Origin of the sequence: Acinetobacter calcoaceticus (assembly GCF_051947995.1) — a bacterium.
In the GTDB taxonomy this organism is placed as follows: Bacteria; Pseudomonadota; Gammaproteobacteria; order Pseudomonadales; family Moraxellaceae; genus Acinetobacter.
Genome location: NZ_JBLVVH010000006.1, coordinates 79,844 through 100,448 on the forward strand (window position 1 = coordinate 79,844; position 20,605 = coordinate 100,448).

Consider the following 20,605-nt stretch of genomic DNA (forward strand, 5'->3'; position numbering starts at 1 on the left):
TTGCATAACTTCAGTAAATTGAGCATCATTTAGATTTTCTGAGATGTTGATATTTAATCTTCATTCTTCCTTGATCCTGATGAACAAAAGCCTAATTCAGATACGCCTATTCAGGCTTTAAACTGCTTGGAGTAAATGAAAAAAGACCTATTTTTATTATTAAATTACCAATTACATAGCGTCAATCATTCAAGATAATTACTGAACTACTTAGTTCTAACAAGGTGTTGTTAAACTTAAGTTTATGAAAAATATTATAAATAATTTATTTTAAAAAAATATTTTTATTAAGTTATTGATAATGTTGATTTATTTTTATTTTTATTTTTTTCTAGTAGAATTAATTATATATACTTGTTTTTAATTAATTTTTTTAAAAAAAAAAGAAATATCAGCAAACAATTTCAGATCGGGATGAAATTTTTTGTAACATTAAACTATATTGGTTATTGGTTAGTATTCATTTTTAATAAAAATATTGCTTTTTTTATTTTGTTAAGCAATATTAGATATGGTTTAAACGTGTTGTACAAAAGGAAGTTGTAATGGTTATACAAGTTGAAAAAATCATGGCTGAACATGAACTGCATCAGCGTGCAAAACATGAAGAGCAATATTCTTATGGAAGTGCATTCTGTCATGGGCAATATGTGCCAATCCAAGAAGCCTCTGTCCCTTTAATGGATGCAGGTTTTTTACATGCTGATGCTGCATATGATGTTGTAACTGTATCTAGAGGATCATTCTTTCGTTTAGATGATCATTTGGATCGTATGGAAGCATCATGTCAAAAATTCTTCCTCGAGAATCCATATAGCCGTGAAGAGGTTAAAGAAATTCTTACAAACCTAGTTAAATTAACAGGTTTTAAAGATGCTTATGTTTGGTGGGCTGTAACGCGAGGTCCATTAAGTAGCGCAAGTAGAAAGAATCCTGTATTGCAACAAAATGCAATGTTTGCTTTTGTTTCTCCATATTTCTTTCAAGCAGATGATGAGCGCAGAACAAACGGATTAGAAGTATTAATTAGTAAACACTACAATCGTATTTCTGAAAAAGCTGTAGATCCAACAGCCAAAAATTTCCATTGGATGGATATGAAACTTGGTCTTTACGAGGCACGCAGTCAAGACAAAGATTGGGTCGTTTTAACTGATGGAAATGGCTATTTAACGGAAGCTGCAGGTGCCAATATTTTTGCCATAAAAAATAATGAAATCTATACGCCGGATTCTGGATGTTTAGAAGGTATTACTCGAAGAACTGTCATTGAATTAGCTAATGAACTAGGCGTTAAAACGCATATTACAAAAGTTAAAGCAGAAGAACTTCTTGAAGCTGATGAAGCATTCACGTCAAGTTCTGCTGGTGGTGTTATGCCAATCCAAACAGTTGATGATGTGAGATTACCAATTTCACCAAATGATCAGAACTCTCTAGCAGCTAAACTTCATGACCTATATTGGACAAAACGTTGGGATGGTTGGTTAGCAACTAATATCAACTATGAGTCTTAATATTTCTTTAGATTAATAAACAAGTTAAGTCAATTTTGAATAAATAGGCTTAACTTGTAAGTAATTAAAAATGCTACGAATTGGCTAGTGAACAAAAATTAAAAATCAAGGATTAAGGATTAATAATGGAAAAAACTGTAAACAAGGAACGTGCTAAGTTACGGTCTCATATACAAATAGTGAAAGATACTATTGAAAATAACCGGAAGAAATATTTTTTCGCTGAAAAAAGTCAGTTCAAATTTGGCCCAATTATATTTAGCGTAGTAGGTGTTTTTTTTAATAGTTATAGTCATGCTTCAGCTCTTGAACAGTCGGGCCAGTCGATATTGCCCTTTTTAGAGAATGGTAATTATGCAGAAGTAAATGCTTTTGCTATTGATCCTTCTGTTTCTGGTGAAGTTCATGATCGTCCGGATCTTGTTCAGCCGAATCAAAGCCGTCATACTGGTAATATTGGGCAAGCTAATCAGTTCTACACAGCTGCATTAAAGTTGCAACTAACGGATCAAATCAACTTTGGTATACTTTATGATCAGCCTTTCGCTGCAAAAACAGCCTATCCAGTTCTCCCTAATAATAGCTATTCTGATGGTGTAAGCGGTGAGGGCACATCCGTAAATGTAAAAAGCCAAAATTTGAGTTTTATATTAGGTTATTTACCTATTAAAAACTTTCAGGTGTATGGTGGGCCCGTTTATCAAAGTGTAGAAGGTAATGTCTCTTTCAGAGGAATGGCTTATACGGAAGCTTTCAATGGATACAATGCTAATTTTAAAGAAAAAGGTGGTCTTGGTTGGCTAATAGGAGGAAGTTATCAAATTCCTGAGATCGCGCTTAAAGCGGCTGTAACTTATCGTTCTAAAATTAAATATGATTTTCAAGTAGATGAAAATATTTTTGGTGAACCCCTACAATACACTGCACCTTCAAAAACTAAAATTGAAACTCCTCAATCATTAAATATAGATTTTCAAACAGGGATTGCTGAAAAGACACTTGCCTATATGAATCTTAGATGGGTGAATTGGAAAAAATTTAATATTCGTCCAACGCAATACGATACACTTACAGCAATTTATATGGATACATTAACAGGTGGGGCATATAAACAAGGCATTGATTTGGATTCCTATCAAAAAGATCAATATAGTGTAACTTTGGGATTGGGACAACAGCTAACAGACCGGTGGAGTATTGGCTCTGATATTGGTTGGGATTCTGGATCAGGTACCCCTGCATCAACACTTGGACCCGTGAAAGGTTTTTGGTCTTTTGGGCTTGGCGCTCAATATAATCCAACACCTAATTATTTTATTGCTGCTGGCGTAAAATATTTTTGGCTAGGTGATACTAAAGCTGAAGGTGGCGGTTACTTTTTACCAATCGAAGGTATTAAAGATTTTTCAGAGCAGGCCGAGTTTAAAAATAATCACGCAATTGCGTATGCTTTAAAGTTTGGATACCGCTTTTAAGCTATCTATAGCTATTTTTTGATATTTATGAGCTGCGAGGCAGATTAACTTATTTTTCTGCCTTGGTTTATTATAATTTATATTGTTTCTTATAAAAATAATTAATTAAATCAATGGATTGTGATTTTTAAAGGATCTAATGAAATATATTTTTTAAATATTTTTCATAATTATTAGGAATAAAGGAATGAAAAGTGAAACTGCTATATTAACAAATAAGATTGCTCATATTCTATTAAGTTTGAGTAGCTCTAAAAATGGAATGCGTTTAAAAGAATTAGTTCTTGAAACGGGTATTGCTCATGCCTCTACACATCGGATATTAAATGATTTAATCAAAGTTGGATTTGTTCAACAGTTAGATAATAAGATATATCAGCTTGGTCCAGAATTGTTTACTTTAGGATTAAGTGCACCTATCCCTATTCTAGATTTAAATAACTTAGAAAAATTTGCTCAAGAATTGGCTGACGAATGTGGTAATTTAGTTTGTATTGGATTAAAACAATTTAATGGGGTACGGTATATCTCTGTCTGTAAGGGAGGTAATCCTATTATTCCTTATATTATAAATAAAGGGGATTTGAAACCTTTTACAGCGACTTTTTCTGGTTTAGCGCTTTTAGCTTATTTGAAAGAAGGAGATCAAAGAAACTGGATTCAAAAACCACAATTAGAAGCTCCTGTAGAATGGATTTTAGCAAATCATCTTAATTTTAAAAAAACTATACCTAATTTGATAGATAAAATGAAAAAAGATAATTATATATATGCTCAAAATTTAGTATATCCAAATGTTAGTGGAATTACGACTGTTATCCCTACTAAAAATGCTGAAATACCTTACATGACACTTTCTATTTCAGCTGTTAATGACAAGCTTCAGCCAGAAAAGGCAGATGAATTGATACCAAAATTAATAAGAACTGCAAATAAAATGTCTAAATTAATATATTAATTTTCATTTGGCGTAAGTGTTAATAGAGATAATATTATTATGTTTTGAATTTTTGATAAGGTGAGTAGTTGTTGGTACCCTAATTAGCTCCATTTTTAATTTTTAAGTTGTAATTAATATTTTTTTGACTAAATTTTTTGAGATCCATAGAGTGGACTTAAAATAAGTTCAAATTATGAGGTTTGGTGTTAAAGTTCTATTACTAATAAATTTGGTTGAGTAACGTTTATATATTTTTAATGAACTGTTATTTGGTCGTTAGTTGTTAATAATAATCAAGTCTTAAAAGGAGTTATAAGATGAAAATTAGAGCAGCTGTAGTTAAATTAGTTAATGAACCATATACGATAGACACACTTGAACTTGCCGAACCACTAGATGATGAAGTACAAGTCAAGATTGTTGCCTCAGGAATTTGTCATTCTGATGATGCTGTAAGATTAGGACACGCTGCCTATGAATTTCCAGGTGTATTAGGACATGAAGGTGCTGGTATTGTGGAAAAAGTAGGAAAGAATATTAAAAATTTTAAAGTCGGTGATCATGTTGTTTTAGCTTATGCGTACTGCAAGCAGTGTAATCATTGCATGCATGGATTGCCTGCAGCATGTACAGATTGGATGAAGTTAAATTGGGGTAAACATCGCGATGATGGTTCAGCTCCATTTAAAAAAGAAGATGGTACAGAGGTCAATAATTTCTTCTTCCAATCATCTTTTGCGACTCATACAAATGTTAAAGAAACTAACTTAATTGCAGTTCCTAAAGAAGCAGATCTTCGCTTACTTGGTCCTTTAGGATGCGGTTTATTGACAGGTTCAGGTACAGTTCTTAATGGTTTGAAGCCAACAACTGGTTCTTCAATTGCAATTTTTGGTACTGGTGCGGTAGGTTTAGCCGCAATGATGACTGCTAAAATTATGGGTTGCTCAACAATTATTGCGGTTGATATCCATGATTCGAGACTGAGTCTGGCTGAAGAGTTAGGGGCGACTCATGTAATTAATAGCAAATCTGTTGACGCTGTAGAAAAAATTAAAGAAATTACCAAAGGGGTCGGTGTTAACTATTCAATCGATACCACAGGAATATCTGAAGTTATGAAAGCATCTATTGATGCATTAGCAATTAAAGGGGTAGCTGCACCAGTTGCTGTGACCAACAAGGACCTTACCGTGAATACATTAGCAGATCTTGTTGTATATAGCCGAAAGATTATTGGTGTAGTTATGGGAGAAGGGATTCCACAAATTAGTATTCCACAATTATTAGAATTTCATGCCCAAGGAAAATTTCCTTATGAGAAATTAATAAAATTTTATGATTTTGAAGATATTAATACAGCATCTTCTGATTCATTAAGTGGGAAAACAATTAAACCTGTTTTAATTATTGATCATAGTTATTCTGTATAGTTTAAATTAATGATAAGCAAGTGGATTATAGTTCTTAATTTAAAATTATTTATAGCTTATATGTTTGTTGATAATATATGTTTGTAAATTACATATTAAATCTAATAAGTTTCAAGGAAAATAACTCTTAAAATAGGAGAGGTTATGCGTAAATATACAGGATTTTACATTGATGGTAACTGGTTAGATGGTCAAGGCACATCTAATATTGAAGTAATTAATCCATCGACTAGTGAAGTTGCTGGTATTATTTCTGATGGTACTGAAAAACAAGTTAATAATGCAGTAAAAGCTGCAAAACATGCATTTATCAGTTTTTCACAAACCTCAGTAAATGAGAGGCTTGAACTTCTAAAAGCAATTGCTAATGAATATAAGAAGCGTGAAGCTGAAATAGCGGCTGCGATTAGCGAAGAAATGGGCGCCCCGGATTGGCTTGCTAGTCAATATCAAGCAGCGATGGGATTGGCTCATTTAAATACTACGATTGAAGCACTGTCAAAGTTTCCTTTTGAAGAGCAAAAAGGTACTACTCGTATATTAAGAGAGCCAATAGGAGTCTGTGGGTTTATCACTCCTTGGAATTGGCCTATCAATCAAGTGGTTGTAAAGGTTTTACCGGCTCTTGCTACAGGCTGCACTATGGTATTGAAACCAGCTGCTCAAACTCCATTTTCTGCATGGCTCCTAACAGAGATTATTGATAAAGCTGGTGTACCTGCAGGTGTCTTTAATCTAGTAAACGGGCATGGTGGTAAAGTGGGTTCTGCTTTATCACGTCATCCAGATATAGACATGATTAGCTTTACAGGCTCTACTGGCGCAGGAATTTCTGTGGCTGTAGATGCGGCTCCTACTGTGAAACGTGTTCATCAGGAGTTGGGCGGGAAATCTGCGAATATTATATTAGATGACGCTGATATCGTTCAGGCTGTAGATAATGGTGTTAAAGCAATTATGATGAATACAGGCCAGACATGTACTGCTCCAACTAGAATGCTTATTCATGAATCAAAATATGAAGCAGCTGTGGAACAAGCCCGCATAACGGCAGAAAGTATTACTGTAGGTGTCCCATCTAGTAATTGTTATATGGGACCACTTTCATCTAAAAAACAATTTGATACTGTTCAAAAATATATTCAAATTGGTATTGATGAAGGTGCCGAAATTATTGCCGGCGGTCTAGGTTCACCTAAAGGGTTAGAAGAAGGTTTTTTTGCTAAACCGACTATTTTTGCGAATGTAACTAATTCTATGAGAATTGCTCGGGAAGAGATCTTTGGGCCAGTACTCGTGATGATTCGTTATTCTAATGAGGATGAGGCGATTGCAATTGCTAATGACTCTCCCTTTGGTTTGGCCGGTTATGTCCAAAGTAGTTCAATAGAGCATGCCCGTAAAGTCGCATCGAAAATTCGGGCAGGACAAATTTATTTGAATTATGCTCCGTTAGATTTTGCCGCACCGTTTGGGGGATATAAACAGTCTGGAAATGGTCGAGAATGGGGGGAGCAAGCGTTGTATGAATTTGTTGAAATAAAGTCAGTAGTGGGCTTTGGTGAATAAAATAAAAAAATAGGGCCTTTAAAGCCCTATTTTTTTCTGGAAAAGTAGTTTTATGATAAGAAAGACTTTTGTATAGATCACTAATAATACTTAAATTTTTCGTAGTAAGCACTCTTGAACTGTGCTGCAGACGAGCCTATTGTTTTGCCATACTTTTCCGTAGTTTAAGCTTCTTGCCTGTGAACTTATATTTGTACTTAAATCATAAAGAGACCATTCATCAACTCTGAAGTTATGATGAAAAAAAATAATATGATCTAAGCTTATAGCTTTAATATTATTATCAAAGTAGCTAATTCCATTATTTAAAAGAGAAATGGAGAGTAAATTATAATCTGAATAATAGGCCATAATAGCTTGATGTAAAGTAACAGAGTCTATTTTTAACGTTAATTTGTCATAAGTCCTAAAATATTCAGCATAAGAAGAGGACTTAATTTTTGTTTTACAACCTAAAAATTGAGTTGGTTTAATTTCTAATTGAAAAGGGCGTATAAATATTGATTTATAGTTATCTGGTACTTGTTCAATAACTTGTAACTTATGGTACTGCTCTGGTTGTAAGGAATCTGGGGGCGGGTAAACTGGAGGAGAAATCTGGAACTCAGGGCCCTGTTCAAAATATGAAAAAGAGATGAGCGCGATAAAAATTAACTGTCCATTTTGTAAAGCTTTTACTTCTCTGCGGCTAAAAATCGAGCCATCTTGTAGGTCAGATACTTGATAAAGAATAGGAATATCTGTTCTGCCAGCTCGTATAAAATATGCATGTAATGAATGTGCTGGGCGATCTGTTGTTTTTGCTGCAGCGACTAAGGATTGAGCTAAAAGTTGTCCACCAAATAAATGTGAACCAAATACTTGCGTACAATTTCCTTGGAATATTAAAGAATCGATTTCTTTTAACTCAAGTAAATAAAGGAGATCCTGAGTAAGGATGTTCATTATCTCTGTCCTTTAAAAAATAAAAAGAGACAAATTTTTTTAAATATGTCTCTATAAATGATCGACTTAATCTTATCTCAACTCTTTACGTAAAATTTTGCCTACATTTGATTTAGGTAATTCACTTAAAAATTCAATATATTTAGGTTGCTTATACGCTGTTAATTTATCTGAAATAAATCTAAAAATGTCATTTTCAGTCAAATCATTTTCTTTTTTTACAATGAATAGCTTTGGTACTTCTCCACTTTTTTCATCGGTGACACCAATCGCTGCTACTTCAAGAACTTTAGGATGCCTACTAACAACTTCTTCTATTTCATTAGGATAAACATTAAAGCCAGATACTAAAATCATATCTTTTTTACGATCCACAATTTTTATGAAACCATCTGAATCCATTACACCTATATCCCCAGTACGGAAAAATCCGTTTTGCGTCATCACGCTCGCTGTTTCTTCTGGACGGTTCCAATATCCCTTCATTACTTGGGGACCTTTAATCGCAATTTCTCCCTCTTTGTTTAATGGGACCTCTTGCCCATTATCGTCAAGAATAGCAACTTCAGTGGATGGCAAAGGTATGCCTATTTTTCCATTAAATCCTTTAATAGTCGGTGGGTTAATAGTGACGACCGGTGAAGTTTCAGATAAACCGTAACCTTCTAGTAGAGGTTTATTTGTTAGTTCAAACCAAGCTTTTGCAGTTGATGGCAATGTGGACATTCCTCCACTAGAAGATAACTTTAAGTGGCTAAAATCTACCATTTTAATATTTTCATGGTTGACTAAAGCATTTGTTAATGTATTTACAGAAGGGAATAATACAGGCGGATGCTTAATCATTTCATCTATGAGGCTTGCAGTTTCTTTAGGATTTAAGATTAGTACACAAGCAAAACCTACGTATTGAGAAATCATTGAAAGTTGAAAAGCGAAGATATGATAAAGTGGCAAAGCACATATCATATTTTGATGATCTTGCTTGCCTGTAAGCAGGACTGGACCATAGACCGCATCATTTTGTAGTAGATTGGCGACTAGATTGCGATGTGTTAATTCGGCTCCTTTAGAAACACCAGTTGTACCACCTGTGTATTGTAATACAGCAGTATCATTCAAATTTAGTTTTGGCTTCTTATAACAACATGCTGGATATCTTAATCCTCTATTGAAAGAATTTAATTTATCTTGACTAGTGTCTGCAAATGGTACAGTTAAAGAGTCTGCTATATTAACTAAGAATAAATGTTTAACAAAAGTATGCGATGCTATTCGCTGAAATATATCTTTTAAGTTTTCCAATAGAATGAGAGCTTCTGCTCCTGAGTCTTTGAGTTGATGCTCAAGTTCTCTTGGAGTATACAACGGGTTAATATTTACTAGAATCAAACCAGCCCGTAAGATACCCATAACTGATATTGGATATTGTAAAACATTCGGTAGCATAACTGCGACGCGAGTGCCTTTTTTAAGTCCTAATGACTGGAGAAAGGCAGCAAATCGTAAAGATAAATTATCTACCTGTTGGTAGGTCAATTTTTTATCTTTAAAAATATAAGCCGTTTTATTTGAGAATTTTTTTTCATTTCGTTCAAAAATCTCGATCATTGAGCTATTTATTGTTGGCAGTGTAATTTCATCTGGTATGCCAAATTTTTCATATGTTTGGTGCCATGTTTTAGTCAATTTCTTATCCCTATCTTCCTTGTATTATTAAGAGATTAAGGGTTTTTAATAAATGAATAAAATGAATTAAATAAATATTAAACCATGCATAAAACTAATTTTAGTCTCTATGGTCTGACTGTTTTTTGTAGAGTACTTATAATTTCTATTAACTGTGTTTTACACCACATGATTTCTTGTTCTTTAGATTTTTCTTCATCCCAATAAAGATTCATTTCGTATCCTTCAATTTTCGCTGGTATTGCATGGATATTTACATCGGGATAATTTTTTTTATGGTAGGAAGCCTGTGTGTAAGATATTGTAAGAAGGTATTCTGTTTGAGCTAGCATACTAATAGCTGTTTGATATTGTTGACAGCGAAGTTTAATCGATCTCTTAAATCCTTGTTTTGATAGTATAAAATCTTCAAATACTCTTCCTGTTGGTCGAGCAGACACCGTAATATGTTTAGCATCTAAATAATTTTCTAGAGTTAACCCGGATTTTAAAATTGGGTGTTCTTTATGGCACATAATAACTAATTTATCTTTTAAACAAGTTTGTTGTGCAATACCTTCTTCGATGGAATGATTGACGTCTATTGAAAAATCAATTCTTCCTGAGACTAGCTCTTGACGTAAATTTTTTCGATCAATCCGAACACTATTAATTACTAATTCTTTATTAAATTTAGAAAAATGTTGAGTAATTAAAGGAAGTAATATAGGTTCAAACTCATCAATCATTGCAATAGTTATTTTTTTTAAATCCCTTTCTGGCTGAAAATCTAGAGTACTTTTTATTGCTTCATTTATTAGAGATAGGGATTGTTCAATATTTGGCCAAATTCGCTTCGCTAATATGGTCGGCATTACACCATGACCATCTCTAATAAATAAAGGGTCATTAAAATGTTCACGAAGTCGAGCAAGAGCATGGCTTACCGCAGGTTGGCTTAAGAACAATTGCTCACTAGCACGTGTTAAGTTTTTTTCTTTGTAAATTGTAGCAAACACTCTGAACAAGTTCAGATCAATACGTGCGAGTGAAGCTACCTTTTTATTATCTTCATGCATGATTTACTATTAAATTAATTCATTTTATTCATTATACGCTTTTAGGTACGCTTATCAAATACAAAAACAGAGTTAAAGATAATGGATTTTGAAATTAGCGCAAAAGGTAAAGCGTATTTAGAAAAAACTAAACAATTTATGGAAAATGAAATCATTCCAATTGAAGATGACTTCTGGAAAGAAGTACATCGTACTTGTGATCCTGCAGATTGGACAACATGGAAATGGCCAGCAGCTTTAGAGGTTCTTAAAGGTAAAGCTAAATCTGCTGGATTATGGAATATGTTTTTGCCTGATGAAAAGTTTGGGGCTGGATTAAGCATTCAAGAATATGCACATATTGCAGAACAAACTGGACGTAGCTTTTTAGCACCAATGGTTTTTAATTGTAATGCACCTGATACTGGAAATATGGAACTTCTATGGAAATATGGTAGCGAAGAACAAAAAAAACAATGGTTACTACCATTGTTAAATGGTGAGATTCGTTCTGTATTTTGCATGACTGAACCAGGTGTCGCCTCGAGTGATGCAACTAATATGCAAGCTACAGCAATAATAGAAGGAAATGAAATTGTTTTAAACGGTCGTAAATGGTGGTCATCAGGTTTAGGTGATCCTAATACTAAGTTGTTAATTTTTATGGCTCATACACCTGATTCATCAAAAAGTCGCCATCAACAACATTCTATGGTTCTTGTCCCTGTTAATACTTCAGGAATAAAAATTGAAAGAATGTTACCGATTTTTGGTGATATCGATGCGCCCCATGGACATGGAGAAGTGAGTTTTACAAATGTTCGTGTACCTATTGAGAATTTTATTGGTGGTCCCGGTGAAGGGTTTGCAATAGCACAAGGACGTTTAGGACCAGGACGAATTCATCATTGTATGCGATGTGTGGGAGCAGCAGAACGTGCATTAGAGTTGATGATTGATCGAGGAATGACTCGTACCGCTTTTGGTCAACCTATCTTGGAATTAGGTGGCAATAAGGAAAAAGTTGCAGATGCGCGGATAGCAATTGCTCAAGCACGTCTAATGACCCTGTATGCAGCTTGGAAAATGGATACAGTAGGGAATGTTGCTGCAATGACTGAGATTTCAGCAATTAAAGTAATCGCGCCGAACATGATGCAACAAGTTATTGATATGGCAATACAAATGCATGGAGCAATGGGCGTATCAGACGATACACCTCTAGCGAGATTTATGGGAATTGCTCGTTCATTAAGATTAGCTGATGGTCCTGATGAAGTACATAAGCGCGTGATTACAAAAATTGAGCTTAAAAAGAGAGGATTTGGACGTAAGTATCACTCATTAGAAGGAAAGATTGCTTAATGAGTACTATCGATGTAGGTGGAGCTATTCGCCGAGGTGAGGAACTAGACATTAAATCGGTTGACCAGTGGTTGACGGAACAGGGAATTGTTCTAAAAGGTATGCCACAAGTTACCCAGTACTCAGGTGGCGCTTCTAATTGGACATATCGTATTCGTTACGATAATCGAGATTTAATTTTACGACGTCCACCAGCGGGAACTAAAGCAAAATCTGCACATGATATGAATCGTGAGTATAAAGTTCAGAAATCACTTAAGCCTTTATACCCGTTAGTTCCAGATATGGTTGCGTTATGTACTGATGAGACCGTTATCGGTTGTGACTTTTATGTCATGGATCGAATTGAAGGAGTAATTACTAGGGCTAATCTTCCTGAAAATCTAAATTTGACGCCTGAACAAATGCGTCAATTATGTATTAATTCAATAGATGCTTTAATTACACTTCATAACGTTCCTTTTAAAGGATCCGACCTAGAGGCATTAGGTAAAGGTGAAGGATATTGCCGTAGACAAGTAGAAGGATGGATACGACGTTTCGATCAGGCGAAAACACCAGATGTTGCAAGTTTTAAGAGCGTACAAACCTGGTTGTTAAATCATATACCTGAGGATGTGAAGACTTGTGTTATTCATAATGATTGGCGTCTTGATAACGTTATTTTAGATCCCGATTCCCCTACAACTCTTATTGGAGTATTAGATTGGGAAATGGCGACCTTAGGAGATCCTTTAATGGATTTGGGTTGTGCATTAGCGTATTGGATACAAGATGATGATAGCGTTTTATTGAGAACTTTGAGACGACAGCCTACCCATTTATTTGGAATGCTCACTCGTCAGGAAGTTGTTAAATACTATCTACAAAAGACAGGACTACAGACAGATAACTGGAATTTTTACGAAGTTTTCGGTTTGTTTCGTTTAGCCGTAATTTGCCAGCAGATTTATTATCGTTATTACCATAAAGAAACACAAAATCCTGATTTTAAAGAGTTTGGTCGTTTTGTCGAAGCTCTATTTGTTCGCTGTATGCAATTGACTTGGCAATCGAAATAGCAAAAGGAGATATCTGTGGCTTTAATTACCTTTGTAAGGCATGGACAAGCTTCATGGGGTACTGACAATTATGATCAGCTATCTATAAAAGGGGCTGAACAAGCTAGGGTTTTAGGTAAAGTTTTTGATGATCAGGCTAAATCTTTCGACAATGCATGGAGCGGAGAAATGATTAGACATCAAGAAACTGCACAACACTGTTTAGCAGAGATGCATTCTTCTCTAATTGTTCTTCCACATAAAGGGTTGAATGAATTTGATCATGAACAAGTTTTATTAAATTTGGACAAGAAAAAATATCCAACTAAAGCTGAAATTCTAGAAGTAATTAAAAGCTCATCTCATCCTATAAAAACCATGGGAGTCATGTTTGGTGAGGCTGTAAGCCGCTGGCAAAGTGGCCAATATGATGCTGACTATAGTGAAACATGGAAGGAATTTCAGAACAGATGTGTCAGTGCTTTTACAGATATTGTGAATAGTTCAAAAGGAAAAAATGTCGTTGTTTTTAGTTCAGGAGGCGTGATTTCCGTAATTATACAATCACTGCTAGGTTTAACTGATCGAGCTACTTTTGAGTTGAATTGGTCAATGGTGAATTGCGGTATCACACAAATTCTAAGTGACAGTAAACGCCACAGCATTTTAAGTCTAAACGAGCACCAGCATTTCCGTGAATATGGTGTAAATTTATTAACTTGGCATTAATTTACTTAACTGAAATATAAAGGTTTATGTTTTCTAAGAATAGAAAATTTTATTAGGGCACATAAAAGAAAAGGGAAATAGGAGTATAAAAGCATGGCTAGGAATCTTTTTGATTTAACAGGAAAAATAGCGCTGGTAACTGGAGCCAGTCGAGGCATTGGTGAAGAAATTGCTAAGTTATTAGCAGAACAAGGTGCTTATGTCATCGTTTCAAGCCGAAAAATTGAAGACTGTAAAGTTGTTGCAGAAGAAATTATTGCCTTGGGTGGAAAGGCTGAAGCATTTGCATGTCATGTTGGGAAAATGGAGGATATCTCTTCTATTTTTGAACATATTCGTAATAAACATGGCCGCTTAGATATTCTTGTAAATAATGCAGCAGCAAATCCATATTTTGGTCATGTTTTAGATACAGATTTAGCAGCCTATAACAAAACGGTAGAAGTGAATATTCGTGGTTATTTCTTCATGTCTATTGAGGCAGGGAAATTGATGAAGTCACAAGGTGGCGGTGCAATTGTAAATACTGCATCAGTAAATGGTTTACAGCCGGGTGATAAGCAAGGCATCTATTCAATTACGAAAGCTGCTGTCATCAATATGACTAAAACTTTTGCAAAAGAATGTGGCCCATTAGGTATAAGAGTTAATGCTTTGGTTCCAGGTTTTACTAAAACTAAGTTTGCGGGTGCCTTATTCAATGATACTGAATTATATGAAAAGTTAATGGCAGATATTCCTTTACGTCGCCATGCTGAACCACGGGAAATGGCTGGAACGGTACTATATTTAGTTTCGGATGCAGCAAGCTATACCAATGGCGAGTGTATTGTCGTAGATGGTGGATACACTATTTAAAAATTAAAGTAGCTATATTTTTACGAATTACATCAACTATTCATCTATTCCAATTCTGATAGTGGATAAACTGTAAATATCACCGATAACTATTTTAAGGAAGAAATTATGATTGATTTGAAAAATCGAGTTGCGATTGTGACAGGAGCTGGTGCAGGTCTTGGAAGAGAACATGCTTTATTGTTAGCTCGTCTAGGTGCAAAAGTAGTAGTGAATGATTTAGGAAGTGATGTCAATGGAAATGGCGGATCAACAAATGCAGCTCAATCAGTCGTTGATGAAATTGTAAGTACCGGTGGAGAAGCATTTGCAAATGGTGCCTCAGTTACTGAGGCTTCTCAAGTAGAAGCAATGGTAAAAGAAACGATTGAGCGTTGGGGGCGAGTAGATATTTTAATTAATAATGCCGGAATTCTGCGTGATAAAACCTTTACCAAAATGTCTTTAGATGATTTCCGTACGGTGGTAGAAGTGCATTTAATGGGAGCGGTAAATTGTACTAAAGCGGTTTGGGAAATTATGCGAGAACAAAAATATGGTCGCATAGTAATGACCACATCATCATCAGGCTTGTATGGAAATTTTGGTCAGTCTAATTATAGTGCTGCCAAAATGGCATTAGTAGGCTTAATGCAAACATTAGCGCTTGAAGGTGAAAAATATAATATTCGTGTTAATTGCCTAGCCCCAACTGCAGCGACTCGTATGCTGGAAGGTTTATTGCCTGAAGAGTCATTAAAAGCACTTGCACCTAGCACGGTGAGTCCCGCCGCTGCTGTACTCGTGAGTGAAGATGCACCAACCAGAATGATTCTCTGTGCTGGAGCGGGAAGTTTTGAAGCAGCACATATCACAATGACTCAAGGTATTCATATTGGTAATGGGGAACAGACAGCACATACATTATTAGAGCGATTAGATGAAGTTTCAAATCGTACAGCTGAAATTGTCCCTATGTCTGGCTTTGTTCAAGGTGAACTAGAGTTGAATAAAGCTGGCTTAAAAGTAGGGGAAGAAAATGGGTGAAGCACTTTCAAATAAATCACCGATTTCAATTGCTCAACTTTTTGAACTGGAAAATGAAGTACTTGGAGTCTCTGGTTGGATTACGATTGATCAGGCGTCAATTAATGCCTTTGCGGATGTGACACGTGACTGGCAATATATTCACGTAGATGAAGAAGCAGCAAGCCAAAGTCCATTTGGAGGCACCATTGCCCATGGATTTTTTACGCTATCTTTATTATCTGCTATGGCAGCAGAAGCTATGCCGCAGATTAAAGAATTAACCAGTTCTATAAATTATGGAATGAATAGCTTGCGTTTTATTAATCCCGTACATAGTGGAAAACGAGTGCGTGGACATTTCTTACTAAAATCAATAAAAGAAAAATCTCATGGTCGATATCAAATGGTCCTAGATGTAACTGTTGAGATTGAGAATGAAACTAAACCAGCCCTTATAGCAGAATGGTTATCACTTCTAATTTTATAGTAGGTATCTTTCATGGTAGATGAGCTTATTCTGTCTCGAAACGACTTAGATTTTATTTTATTCGACTGGTTAAAAGTAGATCAATTAAATCAGCGAACATGTTTTTCAGGCCAAGATCGTTTTGACTATACGTCAGTTTTAAATGTTTATGAAAGTTTAGCAACTGATTTATTCGCGCCGCACAATAAGAAAAACGATAGTAATGAACCTTCTTTTGATGGAGAAACTGTTAAGGTAAATCCAGAGGTGGGAGTAGCATTACGGGAATTTTCTATAGCGGGTTTAATGAATGCTGCATTCCCGGCAGAATGGGGTGGAATGAATCTTCCAACTACAGTTGAACGGGCAGGTATGGCGTACCTCTTAGGAGCAAATGCAGGTACCGCAGCTTATGCTTTTTTAACGATTGGAAATGCTAACCTTTTAATGGCTTATGGTGAAAAAGACCTAATCACACCTTACATAACTGCGATGGCAGAGGGTAAATGTTTTGGAACAATGTGCTTATCAGAACCCCAAGCAGGTTCTAGTTTAGCTGATATCCGGACACGTGCTGTATCTAATGGAGATGGTAGATATCGCCTATTCGGAAACAAAATGTGGATTTCCGGAGGAGATCATGAAATCTCTGACAATATTTTACATTTGGTTCTAGCTAAAATACCTGATGAAAATGGCCAAATTCCAGCAGGTGTAAAAGGTATTTCTTTATTTGCTGTTCCTCGAAAACTACTTGATGAGAGTGGACGGCCAGGGGAAAGAAATGACGTTGTACTGGCGGGAATAAATCACAAAATGGGTTATCGAGGTACTGTTAATTGTGTTTTAAATTTGGGGGAAGGTAAGTTTACTCCTGAAGGAAAATCAGGGGCTTTAGGGCATATAATAGGCGAACCTGGAAAAGGGCTAGCTTATATGTTTCATATGATGAACGAAGCCCGTATTTCTGTAGGATTGTCAGCTGCAGCATTAGGATATACAGGTTATCTGCATGCTCTTGATTATGCTAGAACGCGATTACAAGGACGTCCAAGAAGTGATAGAGATATAAACTCACCTCAAGTACCCCTTATAAAACATGCTGATGTTCGCAGAATGTTATTAGCGCAGAAGTCATATGTGTCAGGGGCTTTAGCATTATGTTTATATGCAGCACGACTAGTAGATGATAGTAAATCACTTGAAGATAAAGAAGAACGCGATAAGATCAACGTCTTATTAGATTTATTAACGCCTGTTGTAAAAAGCTGGTCTTCTCAATGGGGACTTGTAGCAAACGATTTAGCTATTCAGGTTCATGGCGGATATGGTTATACCCGTGAATACAATGTGGAACAGTTCTATAGAGATAACCGACTAAATCCAATTCACGAGGGAACATTTGGTATTCAGGCTTTAGATTTATTGGGTCGTAAAACTCGTATCAATGATGGACTATCTGTGAAACTGTTGGATGAGAAGATTTCTGAAACCATTAAGCAAGCGCTATCGATAGATAAATTACAGAGCCATGCAAATAAATTAGATCAGGCATGGAAAGAAATCCTTCGAGTGACTAAAAGCTTGCACAGTCTAGAAGATTTAGAAGTGCAATTAGCAAATGCCGCAAACTACTTAGAGGCATTTGGGCATTTAGTCGTAGGTTGGTTATGGTTAGATCAAGCTATCACAATTTATAAAACTATTGAGACATCATCAAGCAGCGATTTCTTAAACGGAAAACTTGCAGTTTGTGATTACTTTTTTGGCTGGGAAATGCCAAAAATATCCAGTTGGTTGGCAGTACTGGATCCAGTGGAAACCACTCCTCTGAATATGCCTGAGCAATGGTTTTAAGGATGCATTGATATTCATAGCTCTATATAGGTGACGTATTTTTTGAGAATACAATATGACTTCTAATCGAAGCCCATTCTAGATGATGAAGTCATCATTGTTCCCATAAATATTCCTATTTCTAATTAATTGTAGAGTTCGTAAACATATAAGTTTCGTCATAAAACGAGGCAATGGATTTGCATTGCCTAAAATTTATAAAAGACCTATAGGTTAGAACTACTTATGTACAGCTAAAGATCATTACTCCTTAATTCCATTGCAATATTTTTATCTATTTCATTTTTACAAGTACAAGGAAGCCCCATGATTGATGCAGTAATTGTTTCGACAGCTCGTACACCGATTGGTAAGGCATATCGAGGTGCTTTTAATGCGACTCATTCACCTACAATGTTAGGTCATGCAATTAAACATGCAGTGGAAAGAGCAGGTATTGAACCAGACCGTATTGAAGATGCTGTAATTGGTTCGGTTTTAAATGCTGGTACAGCAGGAAATAACATCGCTCGAAATGGTTTATTCGCTGCTGGTTTACCAGCGGTAATTGGTGCTCAGACCATCGACCGTCAGTGTGCATCCGGTTTAATGGCGATCGCTACCGCAGCGAAACAAATCATGTATGACGGTATGCAAACTGTTATTGCTGGAGGACAGGAAAATATTTCTGCTGTACAAAGCCGTTATATGGAATGGGTGCAGGCTGCTATGGATCCTAACGTCCTTGCTAATCAACCAACTGCTTACATGCCAATGTTAGAAACAGCAGAGTTCGTTTCAAAGAAATATGGGATTTCTAGAGAAGTACAAGATCAATATGCCTTAGAGTCTCAATTGCGTACAGCCCGAGCACAGGCAGCAGGCTTATTTGATAATGAGATTGTCCCAATTAGCACTCAAATGATGATAATGGACAAAGCTACAGGAACATCTTCACTTAAAAAAATAACTTTGAGTCAAGATGAAGGGAATCGACCGAGTACTACATTAGAGTCATTAAATAATTTATCTCCAGTTATTGATGGTGGGGTAATCACCGCTGGAAATGCCAGCCAATTATCAGATGGAGCAAGTGCTTGCGTGATAATGAATGGAAAATTAGTTGAACAATTAGGAATTGAAGCTTTAGGTATTTATCGTGGAATGACGGTCGTTGGAAACGCACCTGAAGAAATGGGTATTGGTCCTATTTATGCAATTCCAAAACTACTTAAACAGCATGGTCTTTCAATAAATGATATTGGTTTATGGGAACTTAATGAGGCATTTGCTTGTCAGGTATTGTATTGTCGAGACAAGCTAGGAATTGATCCAAGTAAATACAATGTAAATGGTGGAAGTATTTCAATAGGCCATCCATATGGAATGACAGGATCCCGACTGGTTGGACATGCTTTACTTGAAGGTAAACGCCGTGGTGTGAAGTATGTCGTCGTTTCGATGTGTATTGGTGGGGGTATGGGCGCTGCGGGGTTATTTGAAGTCGTATAATACTAAAAATATTACTGTTTGCATCAGTAAATATTATGATGCAAACAGTGTTTATAATTAATCCATAAAACAATGTAATTAATGAATTTTTTTTAAAATAAAAATTTAGCTGATACTTTATTTAACTAAAAATGTCTATTAAAATTAAAGTAAATTTTATATATATTTACTCTATGTATTGCAACTGGTTGATCTTTATAAAAATAAATGTGCATTAATTGTTGAGATATTATTCGATATGAGTGTAATATTTTTTGAGTGGTGTAAAATAAATTTATAGGTTTTTGGGATGATGTATGGTTTTTTTGGGGGTTGTATTGTTGATTTTTTAGAAAAATTTGAGTAACTGAGTTTGTAATATTTTATATTAATTTTTTGTAATTAATTAAAGTAAAAGGTAGCGATGGGAAGATTTTATAAAAAACCTTCCCATTTTAAATTAAAAAGTTTTTTTAATTCCAAATACTACAGTAGATGAACATTTATCTCCATATGCCATAATTTGTGTACATTCTGAGTTTGTTAAATCACTATCAACATAAGCTAATGTATAGCTAATATCATTATATTTTTTACCTAGCTCAAATTTACGCACACTATAGTTATTTCGAATATCACCATCTTCATTCTTTAATTGTATTCCTACATCATTGTAGCCATAGCGCATATCAAGCCACACATTATTAGGGAAATTATACTTATATCCTATATAGCGATATTGAGCATTTGAATTTTTTCCCCAGTCATAAAAATAATTAAAAAAAGCGCCATAAGCAGTAGCGCTTATAAACCATTCAGTAACATTGCCATCAGCCCAATTCGGATATATTGTTTGGCCTAAAGAGGAGTAAATATATACCTTTTCGTTAAAAGGATAAAAATAGCCCGCTGTATAAGCTATTTCATATTTTGCTGGGACAACTACTACATCATAATTAGATATTTGTGCCGAAATGTCCCATCCTGATTTATGGGCCAGTGACACTAATCCTTGTACTACAGGTTTACCATCACTTAAATCAAAACCAGAACGACGATATTCAGACATAGCTGTAGTTGTAAAATTTAAATTTAAATCCTTATTAATTTCAATGGCATGTACTAGAGATGAATTTACTACACAGGTTAATAAAATAACTGAAATTTTCTTGTTTAACATGATTTTTTCCTTAAATATCATGAAATT

At 35.2% G+C, this 20,605-nt stretch carries 17 protein-coding genes; 13 read left to right on the forward strand and 4 right to left on the reverse strand.

Annotated elements, in window-relative coordinates; translation table 11 throughout:
- Positions 1 to 545 precede the first annotated feature (545 nt).
- The 5 genes from ACNQO6_RS12650 (at position 546) to ACNQO6_RS12670 (ending at position 6,934) form a co-directional block, all read left to right on the forward strand.
- Entirely contained in the window at positions 546 to 1,517 is a 972-nt protein-coding gene (locus ACNQO6_RS12650; protein WP_440209185.1) for an aminotransferase class IV, read from the forward strand.
- Positions 1,518 to 1,642: 125 nt separating this feature from the next.
- On the forward strand, positions 1,643 to 2,992 hold the full coding sequence (locus tag ACNQO6_RS12655) for an OmpP1/FadL family transporter (RefSeq protein ID WP_440209186.1): 1,350 nt from the start codon (positions 1,643 to 1,645) through the stop codon (positions 2,990 to 2,992).
- Between the two features lie 187 nt (positions 2,993 to 3,179).
- Entirely contained in the window at positions 3,180 to 3,950 is a 771-nt protein-coding gene (locus tag ACNQO6_RS12660) for a helix-turn-helix domain-containing protein (protein WP_440209187.1), read from the forward strand.
- A 299-nt stretch (positions 3,951 to 4,249) separates the two neighbouring features.
- The gene (locus ACNQO6_RS12665) at positions 4,250 to 5,365 is read left to right on the forward strand and encodes an NAD(P)-dependent alcohol dehydrogenase (RefSeq protein WP_440209188.1); all 1,116 of its coding nucleotides are present in this window, start codon (positions 4,250 to 4,252) and stop codon (positions 5,363 to 5,365) included.
- A 144-nt stretch (positions 5,366 to 5,509) separates the two neighbouring features.
- Complete coding sequence (locus tag ACNQO6_RS12670; protein WP_440209189.1) at positions 5,510 to 6,934, forward strand: aldehyde dehydrogenase family protein; 1,425 nt, start codon at positions 5,510 to 5,512, stop codon at positions 6,932 to 6,934.
- A gap of 90 nt (positions 6,935 to 7,024) precedes the next feature.
- Here the strand turns inward: ACNQO6_RS12670 and ACNQO6_RS12675 are convergent, their stop codons facing one another.
- The 3 genes from ACNQO6_RS12675 to ACNQO6_RS12685 all read right to left on the reverse strand — a co-directional run bounded on the left by ACNQO6_RS12675 (position 7,025) and on the right by ACNQO6_RS12685 (position 10,626).
- The gene (locus ACNQO6_RS12675; RefSeq protein ID WP_440209190.1) at positions 7,025 to 7,879 is read right to left on the reverse strand and encodes an acyl-CoA thioesterase; all 855 of its coding nucleotides are present in this window, start codon (positions 7,877 to 7,879) and stop codon (positions 7,025 to 7,027) included.
- Between the two features lie 72 nt (positions 7,880 to 7,951).
- Positions 7,952 to 9,568: an AMP-binding protein gene (locus tag ACNQO6_RS12680; RefSeq protein ID WP_440209191.1), complete on the reverse strand. Its 1,617-nt coding sequence runs from the start codon at positions 9,566 to 9,568 to the stop codon at positions 7,952 to 7,954.
- Between the two features lie 107 nt (positions 9,569 to 9,675).
- Positions 9,676 to 10,626, reverse strand: a complete 951-nt coding sequence (locus ACNQO6_RS12685; RefSeq protein WP_440209192.1) for a LysR family transcriptional regulator — start codon at positions 10,624 to 10,626, stop codon at positions 9,676 to 9,678.
- 81 nt (positions 10,627 to 10,707) lie between these two features.
- Between ACNQO6_RS12685 and ACNQO6_RS12690 the strand changes: the two genes are divergently transcribed.
- The 8 genes from ACNQO6_RS12690 (at position 10,708) to ACNQO6_RS12725 (ending at position 19,419) form a co-directional block, all read left to right on the forward strand.
- Positions 10,708 to 11,970 (forward strand): acyl-CoA dehydrogenase family protein, encoded by a 1,263-nt coding sequence (locus ACNQO6_RS12690; protein ID WP_440209193.1) that lies wholly within the window; start codon positions 10,708 to 10,710, stop codon positions 11,968 to 11,970.
- Positions 11,970 to 13,031 (forward strand): phosphotransferase family protein, encoded by a 1,062-nt coding sequence (locus ACNQO6_RS12695; RefSeq protein WP_440209194.1) that lies wholly within the window; start codon positions 11,970 to 11,972, stop codon positions 13,029 to 13,031. Before ACNQO6_RS12690 ends, ACNQO6_RS12695 begins: the two co-directional genes overlap by 1 nt.
- Positions 13,032 to 13,046: 15 nt before the next feature.
- Positions 13,047 to 13,739 carry a histidine phosphatase family protein gene (locus ACNQO6_RS12700; RefSeq protein WP_440209195.1) on the forward strand — a complete coding sequence of 231 codons (693 nt, stop codon included), beginning with the start codon at positions 13,047 to 13,049 and terminating at the stop codon, positions 13,737 to 13,739.
- Positions 13,740 to 13,832: 93 nt separating this feature from the next.
- Complete coding sequence (locus ACNQO6_RS12705) at positions 13,833 to 14,597, forward strand: SDR family oxidoreductase (protein ID WP_440209196.1); 765 nt, start codon at positions 13,833 to 13,835, stop codon at positions 14,595 to 14,597.
- A gap of 105 nt (positions 14,598 to 14,702) precedes the next feature.
- Entirely contained in the window at positions 14,703 to 15,623 is a 921-nt protein-coding gene (locus tag ACNQO6_RS12710) for an SDR family NAD(P)-dependent oxidoreductase (protein WP_440209293.1), read from the forward strand.
- Positions 15,616 to 16,092 (forward strand): MaoC family dehydratase, encoded by a 477-nt coding sequence (locus tag ACNQO6_RS12715; protein WP_440209197.1) that lies wholly within the window; start codon positions 15,616 to 15,618, stop codon positions 16,090 to 16,092. Before ACNQO6_RS12710 ends, ACNQO6_RS12715 begins: the two co-directional genes overlap by 8 nt.
- 12 nt (positions 16,093 to 16,104) lie before the next feature.
- The gene (locus ACNQO6_RS12720) at positions 16,105 to 17,928 is read left to right on the forward strand and encodes an acyl-CoA dehydrogenase (protein WP_440209198.1); all 1,824 of its coding nucleotides are present in this window, start codon (positions 16,105 to 16,107) and stop codon (positions 17,926 to 17,928) included.
- 306 nt (positions 17,929 to 18,234) lie between these two features.
- On the forward strand, positions 18,235 to 19,419 hold the full coding sequence (locus ACNQO6_RS12725) for an acetyl-CoA C-acyltransferase (protein ID WP_440209199.1): 1,185 nt from the start codon (positions 18,235 to 18,237) through the stop codon (positions 19,417 to 19,419).
- 439 nt (positions 19,420 to 19,858) lie between these two features.
- Here ACNQO6_RS12725 and ACNQO6_RS12730 read toward each other — a convergent pair whose 3' ends face one another.
- Positions 19,859 to 20,578, reverse strand: coding sequence for a TorF family putative porin (locus ACNQO6_RS12730; RefSeq protein ID WP_440209200.1), 720 nt, complete (start codon positions 20,576 to 20,578; stop codon positions 19,859 to 19,861).
- Positions 20,579 to 20,605: the final 27 nt, after the last annotated feature.

Coding starts and splice junctions, on each gene's coding strand:
- ACNQO6_RS12675 (WP_440209190.1), bottom strand. CDS start 7,879: ATGAACATCCTTACTCAGGATCTCCTTTATTTACTTGAGTTAAAAGAA.
- ACNQO6_RS12665 (WP_440209188.1), top strand. CDS start 4,250: ATGAAAATTAGAGCAGCTGTAGTTAAATTAGTTAATGAACCATATACG.
- ACNQO6_RS12715 (WP_440209197.1), top strand. CDS start 15,616: ATGGGTGAAGCACTTTCAAATAAATCACCGATTTCAATTGCTCAACTT.
- ACNQO6_RS12670 (WP_440209189.1), top strand. CDS start 5,510: ATGCGTAAATATACAGGATTTTACATTGATGGTAACTGGTTAGATGGT.
- ACNQO6_RS12690 (WP_440209193.1), top strand. CDS start 10,708: ATGGATTTTGAAATTAGCGCAAAAGGTAAAGCGTATTTAGAAAAAACT.
- ACNQO6_RS12720 (WP_440209198.1), top strand. CDS start 16,105: ATGGTAGATGAGCTTATTCTGTCTCGAAACGACTTAGATTTTATTTTA.
- ACNQO6_RS12695 (WP_440209194.1), top strand. CDS start 11,970: ATGAGTACTATCGATGTAGGTGGAGCTATTCGCCGAGGTGAGGAACTA.
- ACNQO6_RS12685 (WP_440209192.1), bottom strand. CDS start 10,626: ATGCATGAAGATAATAAAAAGGTAGCTTCACTCGCACGTATTGATCTG.
- ACNQO6_RS12655 (WP_440209186.1), top strand. CDS start 1,643: ATGGAAAAAACTGTAAACAAGGAACGTGCTAAGTTACGGTCTCATATA.
- ACNQO6_RS12725 (WP_440209199.1), top strand. CDS start 18,235: ATGATTGATGCAGTAATTGTTTCGACAGCTCGTACACCGATTGGTAAG.
- ACNQO6_RS12705 (WP_440209196.1), top strand. CDS start 13,833: ATGGCTAGGAATCTTTTTGATTTAACAGGAAAAATAGCGCTGGTAACT.
- ACNQO6_RS12660 (WP_440209187.1), top strand. CDS start 3,180: ATGAAAAGTGAAACTGCTATATTAACAAATAAGATTGCTCATATTCTA.
- ACNQO6_RS12650 (WP_440209185.1), top strand. CDS start 546: ATGGTTATACAAGTTGAAAAAATCATGGCTGAACATGAACTGCATCAG.
- ACNQO6_RS12730 (WP_440209200.1), bottom strand. CDS start 20,578: ATGTTAAACAAGAAAATTTCAGTTATTTTATTAACCTGTGTAGTAAAT.